Annotated in this window: 10 protein-coding genes; 2 read left to right on the top strand and 8 right to left on the bottom strand. The window is 38.6% G+C overall.

Going from position 1 to position 11,077, the window contains the following annotated elements; genetic code table 11:
• Positions 1–71: 71 nt before the first annotated feature.
• The gene (locus J2S08_RS05190; protein WP_307227306.1) at positions 72–1,388 is read right to left on the bottom strand and encodes a DEAD/DEAH box helicase; all 1,317 of its coding nucleotides are present in this window, start codon (positions 1,386–1,388) and stop codon (positions 72–74) included.
• 437 nt (positions 1,389–1,825) lie between these two features.
• On the opposite strand from J2S08_RS05190, the gene vrrA reads away from it, so the two are divergent.
• The gene (vrrA, locus tag J2S08_RS05195) at positions 1,826–2,371 is read left to right on the top strand and encodes a VrrA/YqfQ family protein (protein WP_307227308.1); all 546 of its coding nucleotides are present in this window, start codon (positions 1,826–1,828) and stop codon (positions 2,369–2,371) included.
• A 167-nt stretch (positions 2,372–2,538) separates the two neighbouring features.
• Positions 2,539–3,507: a 4-hydroxy-3-methylbut-2-enyl diphosphate reductase gene (locus J2S08_RS05200; RefSeq protein WP_307227309.1), complete on the top strand. Its 969-nt coding sequence runs from the start codon at positions 2,539–2,541 to the stop codon at positions 3,505–3,507.
• A gap of 193 nt (positions 3,508–3,700) precedes the next feature.
• Here J2S08_RS05200 and J2S08_RS05205 read toward each other — a convergent pair whose 3' ends face one another.
• The 7 genes from J2S08_RS05205 to J2S08_RS05235 form a co-directional block, all read right to left on the bottom strand.
• Positions 3,701–4,819 carry a Nif3-like dinuclear metal center hexameric protein gene (locus J2S08_RS05205; RefSeq protein ID WP_307227310.1) on the bottom strand — a complete coding sequence of 373 codons (1,119 nt, stop codon included), beginning with the start codon at positions 4,817–4,819 and terminating at the stop codon, positions 3,701–3,703.
• Positions 4,816–5,520, bottom strand: a complete 705-nt coding sequence (locus J2S08_RS05210; protein WP_307227311.1) for a tRNA (adenine(22)-N(1))-methyltransferase — start codon at positions 5,518–5,520, stop codon at positions 4,816–4,818. Before J2S08_RS05210 ends, J2S08_RS05205 begins: the two co-directional genes overlap by 4 nt.
• A 100-nt stretch (positions 5,521–5,620) precedes the next feature.
• Positions 5,621–5,989, bottom strand: a complete 369-nt coding sequence (gene cccA, locus J2S08_RS05215) for a cytochrome c550 (protein WP_307227313.1) — start codon at positions 5,987–5,989, stop codon at positions 5,621–5,623.
• 289 nt (positions 5,990–6,278) lie between these two features.
• Positions 6,279–6,821, bottom strand: coding sequence for a hypothetical protein (locus J2S08_RS05220; protein WP_307227315.1), 543 nt, complete (start codon positions 6,819–6,821; stop codon positions 6,279–6,281).
• 172 nt (positions 6,822–6,993) lie between these two features.
• Positions 6,994–8,118, bottom strand: coding sequence for an RNA polymerase sigma factor RpoD (gene rpoD / locus J2S08_RS05225; RefSeq protein WP_307227318.1), 1,125 nt, complete (start codon positions 8,116–8,118; stop codon positions 6,994–6,996).
• A gap of 215 nt (positions 8,119–8,333) precedes the next feature.
• Positions 8,334–10,145, bottom strand: coding sequence for a DNA primase (gene dnaG / locus J2S08_RS05230; RefSeq protein WP_307227320.1), 1,812 nt, complete (start codon positions 10,143–10,145; stop codon positions 8,334–8,336).
• A gap of 53 nt (positions 10,146–10,198) precedes the next feature.
• Entirely contained in the window at positions 10,199–10,687 is a 489-nt protein-coding gene (locus tag J2S08_RS05235) for a YaiI/YqxD family protein (protein WP_307227322.1), read from the bottom strand.
• Positions 10,688–11,077 lie beyond the last annotated feature (390 nt).

The following is an 11,077-nucleotide window of genomic DNA, read 5'->3' on the forward strand; positions in this document are numbered from 1 at the left end:
TTTTTCAGAGGTCAACTAATAAGAATTCAGCTCCTTGATTAGTTGAAGTCACCACAGGCTTGTTACATACTTTATTTACGTTTCTGAAGCCTGCGCTCTCGTTTTTTAAAACTTTCTACTTGTTGATTTATTTTCTTTTTATAGCCTGGCTTTACTTTTTTTGGCTTTTGTATAAGCGACCGGGCTTTTCGCTCTAAATCATCAACTTGCTTTACTCGTTTTTTTCGTCTATTCCGATCATCTTGTTTAATCCACTCACCGTTTTTAAGATCCATATGCAGGAATGTAATCCCTGCCTTCTCCAGCTGGTTCAGCTTGTCCTCATCACTATGCTCATATATCGTTGCTGCAATCCCTGAACTCCCCGCTCGTGCGGTGCGGCCAGCGCGATGAATATAGAAATCAAGATCACTCGGAAGCTCATAGTTAATCACATGGCTTACACCTTCAATATCAATTCCTCTTGCCGCTAAATCGGTAGCAACAATAAACTGATAATCAAGATTAGCAATTTGCTTCATCATTCTTTTTCGATCACGAGGCTGAAGATCGCCATGGATGCGCCCAACTTTGAAGCCTTTTTCCAATAATAAGTCAGCAACTGCATCAGCATTCATTTTTGTGTTTGTAAAAACAATTGCCAAATAGGGATTATAGGCACGCAGCATATCGGAAAGAAGATCTATTTTCTCTCTACTTTTAAGCGGAACTAAAACATGTTCGATGTTTTCCGCTGCAAGCTGTTGCGGCTGAACATGGGTATATTTTGGATTTTCCATATATTTTTTAAGAAAAGGTTTTAGTTTTTCGGGTATTGTCGCTGAAAAAACAAGCATTTGCAAGTCTTTCGGCATTCTCCCTGCGATTTGATCGACATCATATAGAAAGCCCATTTCCAGCATTAAATCAGCCTCATCGATAACAAAACTGGACGTTTTATGGACGTATAGCGCCTGTTCTAGGATAAGATCGTGAATGCGCCCAGGAGTACCGATTACAATGTGCGGCTGTTTTTTTAATTTTTCTATCGTTCGTTTTTTATCCGTACCGCCAATAAAGCAGCGAACATCTATTTGCTCCGTTTCAATTCCTAACTTAGTCATTTTCAGGGCTTCACGATAAATTTGATCTGCTAATTCTCTCGTCGGTGCTGTAATAACTGCTTGCACCTCTGCGCGTTCAGGCTCTAATTTTTCTAGAATAGGCAACAAATAAGCATGAGTCTTGCCTGTCCCAGTCTGTGATTGTCCGATCGCACTTTCTCCTTTGAGAATAAGAGGAATCATTTTTTTCTGTATTTCTGTCGGCTCGTGAAAACCTAATTGCGTAATTGCTTTATAAATAAAAGGCTTAAATCCAAATTGGGAAAAAGGATGTTTTTCAGCCATCTTCCTCACTCCTTTCTTTGTTCATTGATTTATCCCACAAAATCAATTCTTATTTCCTCATTGATAAAAAGTAGCACAAAGGATGTATCGTTGTCGAAGCTTGCAACCCCTTTGTAACCTACATCCAGTAGATCAGAAAGAATAGAACCTTCTTCGCTTCTAAATTACTTAACTCATGAGGTGAAGGTCTTACTGTCAGCTAGATTTAAGAGAAGAGGGGTTCTTTCCCCCTATTAACACGCACACATCAAATACTTCTCGTTTTGTTATTATATAGAACAATCTTGAAAACATCCAGCTAACAATCTGTTCATTTGTTTAGCAAATTTTTATCAGTTCTCCAAACCGAAAAATTCCGCATTTAACTAGACGTTTTTCCTTCCTATGCATATTGTAATACAGACAGGCGGATGAAGAAAGAAAGGAGGAAAGAAATTATGCCACCTAATCCATTCAGTCCTTCACCTAGATCCATGCCTCGCTCACCTTTTCAAATGCCAAGGCAGCCAATGGGCGGAAATCCATTTTCTTTGCCTAGAGGTCAAGGAGGTGGTGGGGGGGCTGGCAACATGTTGGCAAGATTATTTCAACGCCAAGCTCCAAATCAAGCATCAAATATTGCTGCCGGCTTTCAGCGGGCTTCAGAAGGTGGTTCTCTGTTAAAAGGGTTGACAAATCCAGGAAAGATTCAATCCTTCCTCACTAATACACAGCAAGTCCTAAAAACAGCTCAACAGATTGGGCCAATGGTTCAACAATATGGACCAATTGTAAAAAACATTCCATCTATGTGGAAATTATATCGGGGATTAAAAAATAGTGCTGATGACAAAAAAGACACAACAGAATCAACAGAGAAAACCGAAGAGTCAAAAGATAAAATTGAAACAGAAACAAACGACAATCAAAAAAAGCATGAGAAACTTTCTGAACAAAAAACGAAAACGGAAAAAGGGGCATCAAAGCCAAAACTTTATATTTAACTGATTTCACATAAGCAGCCGGATTCTTGTCAAGTAAATTGGGCGAATAAACACACCGCCACCTCCAAAAAGGCTCCTTTTTGTATTATCTTCAAATGTCTTATATAATAATATTGGTACACAATGAGATTGAAGGTATTATCGCCTACAGTCAGGAGGTATTTTTCGTGGAGATTATCAAAATCGCCCCGCGCGGTTATTGTTACGGTGTTGTTGATGCGATGGTGATTGCTCGCAATGCAGCAATGGATAAAACGCTGCCCCGCCCTATTTATATACTTGGAATGATCGTTCATAACAAGCATGTAACAGATGCTTTTGCTGAAGATGGCATTATCACCTTAGATGGAAATAATCGCAAAGAAATACTCGAAAAGGTAAACGAAGGAACGGTTATCTTTACAGCTCACGGCGTCTCTCCCGAAGTTCGCGAGCTAGCGAAACAAAAGGGATTGGTTACAATTGATGCAACATGCCCTGATGTAACAAAGACACATGATTTAATCCGCGAAAAGAAAGCGGAAGGCTACGAAGTAATTTATATCGGAAAAAAAGGTCATCCTGAACCTGAAGGAGCAGTTGGAGTAGCTCCGGATATCGTACATCTTGTCGAAACCGTTGAGGATGTGTTTGATCTCAACGTTAAAAATGATAAAATCATCGTTACAAATCAAACGACTATGAGCCAATGGGATGTTGCTGCAATTATGGAGAAAGTAAAGGAAAAATATCCCCATGCTGAAAAACATAAAGAAATATGCTTAGCAACACAGGTTCGCCAAGAAGCAGTTGCCGAGCAAGCAGGAGAAGCAGATGTATTAATCGTTGTCGGTGATCCAAAAAGCAATAACTCTAATCGACTTGCACAAGTTTCCGAAGAAATTGCAAACACAAAAGCATATCGTATTGCAGACGTCTCTGAAATCGAAATCGACTGGATTAAAGAGGCTAAAAAAGTGGCGATTACAGCAGGCGCGTCTACCCCGACACCAATTGTGAAAGAAGTAATCACTTTTCTAGAACAATTTGACCCAGATGATTCAAGTACTTGGGCGCGAGAAAAGCAAGTGCCTTTAAATAAAATCTTACCAAAAGTCAGAAATAAAAAGATGCAGAAAATGCCTGTAAACAGATAAGTAAAACGTTCAGAGTGGAGTGTTCTCGCATCAAGTCATGCTACGAACACCATACTCGCAGCGCTTGAGTAATGAAAAAAGAAGCTTTCTTTTTTCTTAAAGGCTCAAGCCTAGAAAAACTATCTTGTTGATACAGTAAGGGCGGCCCAAAAGAACACTTTTTGTGATCTTTTGAGCCGCCCTTTTTCAAATTTTACATAAACACAAAAGGATCCGTTTTAATTTCAGATGCAGTAATTGCCACATGATAGCCTTTTTCCGCACATTTTTTCTCCAGTAAGTCTGCTACCCCTTTTTTCATTATTTTTTCAATATGATGGCCAGGATCGACGACTTTCAAACCAATATTCATTGCGTCATGGGCTGTATGATAGTAAAAATCACCTGTAACATAAACATCAGCCCCCTTCCATTTCGCTTGTGAGTAATATTTATTTCCGTCTCCACCTAATACGGCTACTTTCTTCACCATCTCATTCAAATTTCCAACAACACGGACGCCTTCTACATCAAGGGTTTTCTTAACATGGTCGACAAACCCCTTTAACGTCATTGGCTCCTCTAATATACCTATTCTACCCAGTCCCAGCATCTCACCTTTGTTTTCAAGTGGATATACATCGAACGCAACTTCTTCATATGGATGTGCTTTAAACATCGCCGACAACACTCGCTTTTCTAGATGCTCTGGGTAGACAGTTTCCACTTTTACTTCCTGTACCGATTCAAGCATTCCTTTTTTCCCAATATACGGGTTTGTTTCATCTCCGGGAAGAAAACGGCCGATTCCGGTGCTAGAGAAGGAACAATGTCCATAATTTCCAATTGCCCCTGCTCCCGCGTCTCCAAGCGCCTTGCGAAGATCATTTGCTTGCTCTTCAGGTATAAACACAGCCAGTTTTTTAAGTTTCTCCTCATACGTCGGAACCAGAACTTCTGTCTGCTTTAACTGTAAAGCTTCTGCGAGCAAATCATTTACTCCACCAACAGCAACATCTAAATTCGTATGGGCAGCATATACGGCAATATCATGTTTGATTAATTTCTCTATCATTCTTCCCGCTGGCTGATCAGTTGTAATTTTTTTTAATGGTCTAAAAATTGGAGGATGGTGGGCAATAATAAGATCAACACTTTTTTTGATTGCCTCATCTACGACTTCTTCCAACACATCTAAAGCAATCATAACACGCTGAATTGGTTTGTTTAACGTACCAACATGCAATCCGATCGGATCTCCCTCTAAAGCATATTGCTTTGGCGAAAACGATTCAAACAATTGAATAAGCTCGAATCCATTGATCGCTTTCATAATAAAGCCTCCTCTACTAATTGAATCTTTTTCAATAAAGTTTGTTTTTTCATTTCAATTTCCGGTGTTGCTTTAGCTTCTTGAAGGCGAGCTAATATTTGCTGCCAATGGCGGCATTCTTCTGTCCATTTGTTAATAAAAACAGGATGTTTGTCCTTTAATAAAAAAGGTCCCATTAAAAGTTCGGCTTCATTTAATTCAGCTTCGCTTTTTCCATCCTTTTCAGCACCAATTATTTCATAAATACAGTTATCTTCTTCTAATATTGCTTCACCAATGATTAGCCAATCGTGATCTATTAACCACTTTCGTACATGCTGAGCTCCAACATTTGGCTGTAAGACAAGCCTGGTTACATTTGCTAATTTTTGTTCGCCTTTCTCTAAAATGGAAGTAATCAAGGCTCCGCCCATGCCAGCAATAGTAATACAGCTAACCCCTTCGTCCTTCTCGAGAACAGCTAAACCGTCTCCCATGCGAACCGAGATGTGCTTCTCCAGCTGTAATCTTCTTACTTCATTGTATGCAGATGTATATGGTCCTTTTGCAACTTCGCCGGCAATGGCTGCTTGTATCATGCCTGCTTTAACTAAAAAGCATGGAAGGTAGGCATGATCAGAGCCAATATCCGCCAGCACAGATCCTTTCGGAACAAACGAGGCCACACAAGCCAAACGCTTCGATAAATGCTCACTATTCATTTTGTCCACTCTTTTCCCATCTTTTTCTCTTATTCATTGTACTGATTTTTTGCCGCGAAAAAAAGCCCTTGCATAAATGCAAAGACTTTTTACTTTCGCTTTATTCTAAACTTAGCAGCCATTCTACCATTTGATCCATGTTTTCTGATGGCACCAGCCCAGCCGGCATTGTGTTCTTTCCTTCTACAAGGATTTTTTCAACTTCATCTGCTGATAGATCCATCCCTTTTAATGGAGGTCCCATTCCCCCTCCAAAATCTGCCCCATGGCAGCCAATACATGATGTTTTAGCAAAGCCTTCTGGATCGAACTCCCCAGCGGTCGCTCCAGCTTCCTCTTGTTGTGCTTCAGGATCTCTTTCTTTTGCAAGTTCTTTACTGTCCCCTAGACCTTTGACAGCCAAAAAGAAAATGAGTGCAAGGCCAAAGATCATAATAAGAATGTAAGGAATGACAGGATTGCGATTCATCTTTTAACCCTCCCTTATGTAAAACAATTCTTCACAATACAAACACATCTTATTTTACTTGAAAAAGAGAGGAAGGGAAAGCCCTTACGGCGATGTTTCATTAGAATTTCGGAATTTAGACAAAAACATAGGGAAAATAGTATAAAACTGTTGCTTTATATTGTTTCACTTTTTTATTCATCCTACAGCAATTTGTTTTATCTTAATCCCCCTAAAACTTGTATACGCTTACATTTATCATTATAATAGAAGGTAACGCATCTTCTTATTTTTTATTTCTGTTCATTCATTAAAAAATGAGTGCACCAATTAATATGAGAATGCCGAGTACGCCTGAAATTGAAAAAAAGATGAGTGAAAAAACTCTTCCAAGTAATAACCATAAACCACAATTTAAAAAAAGTGTCGTATAAAGCCTTATTGGCTCATTTTGAAATAAAACGGCATTTATATGGATGGATAAAAGCAAAACAATCATTGTTCCCATTATATAAAAAATCGGATGCCAAACTTCCTTTTTCGTATAGTATCTTCCCAATAAAAATGAAATAATGATAAATAATGTTAAAATCAATGTTTGCAAAACGAAAGAAAATTCAGTAAAATAGATGATAACAAAAGAGAGCGGAAACATAAGGACAGCAAAAAAATAGGGAAAGATTTGCTTCCAATGCCATTTTACATGCTGGGACTTGTTCATGTTTTCATCAAGTATGGTTTCCTCATCTTGGTAATGCGCCAGTAAAAAATCGCAGTAATTACCCGGAAGCATATTGTGTTCTTTCCAAAATAAAATTTCATTAATCAATGTTTCTTTTCGAAGTTTATTCATTTTTCAAACACATCCTATCCTTGCAGCAAGCTGTCTTATTTTACTACTTTTACAAAAGATGCCGCTTTGCAATCACTAAAAAAGCGGCTATGCTTTGACAGTAACAAAAAAATAGTTTACCTCCATTAATAGAAGTAAACTATCAGATGACAGGTGATGAATGGAGGCATATTTATTCTAAGAAATCTTTAAGACGTTTACTGCGGCTTGGATGACGCAATTTCCGAAGTGCTTTGGCTTCAATTTGTCTAATTCTTTCACGAGTAACACCGAATACCTTGCCAACTTCTTCGAGTGTTCGAGTGCGTCCATCATCCAGGCCAAAGCGAAGCCGCAAGACATTTTCTTCCCGATCTGTCAGCGTGTCTAACACATCTTCCAGCTGTTCTTTTAGAAGTTCATACGCTGCATGTTCAGACGGGGATGTCGCTTCCTGATCCTCAATGAAGTCACCTAGATGAGAATCGTCTTCTTCGCCAATTGGTGTTTCTAAAGACACTGGCTCTTGGGCAATTTTCAATATTTCTCGTACTTTCTCAGGAGTTAAATCCATTTCTTCAGCAATTTCTTCAGGTAATGGTTCACGTCCTAAATCCTGTAGTAATTGACGTTGAACCCGTATTAGTTTATTGATTGTTTCAACCATATGGACAGGAATACGAATCGTTCTTGCTTGGTCTGCAATCGCACGGGTGATCGCTTGGCGAATCCACCACGTTGCGTACGTGCTAAATTTGAATCCCTTTTCGAAATCAAACTTTTCCACTGCTTTCATAAGACCCATGTTGCCTTCTTGTATTAAGTCAAGAAATAACATTCCGCGGCCAACATATCGCTTTGCAATACTCACAACTAAGCGCAGGTTTGCCTCAGCTAGACGGCGCTTTGCTTCTTCATCGCCCTCTTCAATGCGTTTTGCGAGTTCTATTTCCTCTTGTGCGGAAAGCAAATCCACCCGGCCAATTTCTTTTAAATACATACGAACAGGATCATTGATTTTCACTCCAGGGGGTACACTTAAATCATTTAAATCGAATGCTTCCTCTTCTTTTTCTAGTTCTGATGTATCAGGATCCTCATCCTCGGTTTCTTCTAGGACCTCAACACCCTGATCACTTAAATATTCATAAAACTCATCCATTTGGTCTGAATCCAAGTCGAAATGAGCTAATTTTGCACCTATTCTTTCATATGTTAAAACACCACGTTTTTTACCCTGTTCAATCAATTGTTCTTTTGCTTGCTCTAATGTTTGTTCTGTTTCTGCTTCTTTTGAACGAGCTGACTTTTCAGCCATTTGTCCCCCTCCTTCCAACTATTCAAGCAATCATACCATGTTCCGATTTGTAATAATAAAGCTCTGTCGCTAGATCGGAACAATGATGCGCATGCATGTCTTTTTGTCCTGGGTGAGTTAGTACATATTTATGAAAAACTGTTATTTAATATTTCACAGCTTCCTTCTCATTCGTTTGTTTTTAGGTGAAATTTTTAATAAGAAGGTGTTCTCCGCTATGCAAGAGACTTCCTAATCGCAACGATTTCTTTCAGTATCATTGCTGCTTTTTCATAATCTTTTTGCCTTTCCGCTTCTTTCTGTTCAGCTTCCATGTTCTTTATTTTTAACATCTTTTGATGTTTCAACACCTGTTTTACATAATCTTCAATTTCCTGATCCATTTCCTCCTCGTTTAATGGCATCATTTCAATTTCAATCACGATTCTTCTAAGACTGTCATCAGGCAAATAATGTAAAAATAAGCGGGTATTTGCTGTATTACCAGCTTCATAATACCCATATAAGTAGGTAAGAATAGCCTGATGTTCATCTGAATGAAGTTGTTCGCCATTGAGCAAGTCCTTTATTTTATACGCTACATCCTCATCTCTGAGCATATGAGCAAGCAAGCGGCGCTCCGCGGTTTGATAGGCTGGAGGCAGTTTTTTGCTTGTCTCTGCAGGTATTGCATTTAAATGAATTGGAGTATGCTGTAAATTATTTTTTCTTTTGTCAGCAAAGTAAATCTGTCGCTGCTGCTGCTTCATTGCTTCCAAAGAGAGCGAAAATTCTTCAGCTAATTGGCGAAGATAATAGTCTCGCTCAACTGCTTTCGGAAGTTTAGCGACTTCCCTCAAAATATTTTCTATATATTGCAGTCTTTCCCCTTCATTTTGCATGTTTTTGTCATGACGATAGTAGCGCATTTTAAAAGCCATCAATGTGAGCGTGTCCCCTATTATATCCTGGCGAAATTTTGCTTCTCCATATTGCTGGATATAGTCATCGGGATCCAATTCAGATGGCATGAGTGCAATTTGTACTTCACAGCCGTCTTGAGCTAATAAATCAGCAGCGCGATGAGCTGCTTCCATTCCTGCTTGATCTGCATCAAAACAAATGATAACAGTATCTGTAAGCCTGCGAAGCAATTGAATATGTTTTTCCGTTAACGCTGTCCCCATCGTTGCAACAGCATGATGAATATCGGCGCGATAAGCGGATATAACATCCATAAATCCTTCAAATAAAATAACTTTGTTCTTTCTTCGGATTGCCCCTCTTGCCTGATGATAGTGATAAAGCATACTGCTTTTGTTGAAAATAACAGTTTCAGGGCTATTTAAATATTTAGGCTGCTCCCCATCTAAAGCACGGCCAGAGAATGCGACCGTTTCACCTTTTTCATTTTTCAAAGGGAACATAATTCGATTTCGAAAACGATCAAAATATTCTTCATGGTTGTCTTTTTTTATAATGAGCCCAGCCTTTTCTAATAAACGGGAAGAAAAACCTCGCTTATTTAGAAACTTCACTGCAAAATCCCAAGTTGGCAATGCATAGCCAACTTGAAAGGTTTGGATGCTTTCTTTCGTCATCCCTCGATTTAACAAATATTCTAACGCTTGTTGCCCTTCATTTGTATGCATAAGTAAATGATGGTAAAATTTACTAAGCAATTCATGTGCTTCTATCATCTGTGTTTGCTCTAATGAAGCAGGAGATGGCTGATGCTGTATCGTTTCGCCCATTTCAATGGCAATATTGTTCTTTTCGGCTAGCTTTAATGCAGCTTCACGAAAAGAGAGCCCTTCTATCTCCATTAAAAATGAGAAGGCATCGCCTCCAGCTCCACAACCGAAACAGTGATAAATTTGTTTATCCATTGATACTGAAAAAGATGGCGTATTCTCTCCGTGGAATGGACATAATCCAAAATAATTCCTTCCCTGCTTTTTCAGCTGCACATATTCACTTATAATGTCGACAATATTTGTTGCCTGTTGAATATCTTTAATTTTTTCATCAGGAATTCTTCGTGCCACGAAAACATCCCCATTTTACATTATTCTCTTTTGTATGTTTTCTATATAAATATTTATTTTCCTGCAATATTCGACAAAAACTTTAAAAGATTTTTTCTAAACCGCTCTTTATCTGATTTTTTAAATGGAGCCGGCCCTTTGCCAAATATTCCTTGCCGCCTTGCTTTAGCGGCTAAGTAGCGAATGTCAAGCGATGTTGCAATTGTTGACTCATCATAAGCTGTTCCCCAAGGAGAAATCACATATACCCCTTTAGGCAGCAATAAACTTGCTAAGCCAATATCTTGTGTGATTACTACATCACTTCTTTTCACATGATTGAGGATATAAAGGTCTGCTGACTCTCGATCTGGGTCTACATAAACCCAAGTTTCTTCATCTGGCTGCTGCATGTGATGAGCATAGGACGCAACAAAAATCGCCTGCCATTGCTTGCTTGACGCAGTATCGACAATCTCCTTTTTTACTGGACATGCATCTGCATCGATATAGATTGTCGGTTTTTTTTCGTCAATATTAGTAACTATTCTACATCCCTCCACAGAATCCTTCTTGTAGATATAGAAAGAATACTTTACATCTTTTGGGTAAATTTACCTTTCAGTACAATTGTGTTTGAAATTGGCATTCCCTTTACAACATCACTTTTGTAAAGCTTTTCAATCTTTACTTGACAGATAGTAGTTATTAGTTTATTCTTAAAAGCTTTACTATAAACATGATTTCTATACATTTTAATCACAATTTTTTATTATAATATACAATCGCAGATTTTACTATTATTTTTTATTACTTTTATGATGAAGTGCAGAAGAAGATTCTTTCCAAAATCTGCACCATAGAGTAGAGTAACCTCTTTCGAGGTTACTCCCTCATCAAACCGTACGTGCCCTACTAAGGCATACGGCTTACCCATGTGTTACTTGTTATGA

Origin of the sequence: Bacillus chungangensis (genome assembly GCF_030812995.1) — a bacterium.
In the GTDB taxonomy this organism is placed as follows: Bacteria; Bacillota; Bacilli; order Bacillales; family Bacillaceae_C; genus Bacillus_CF; species Bacillus_CF chungangensis.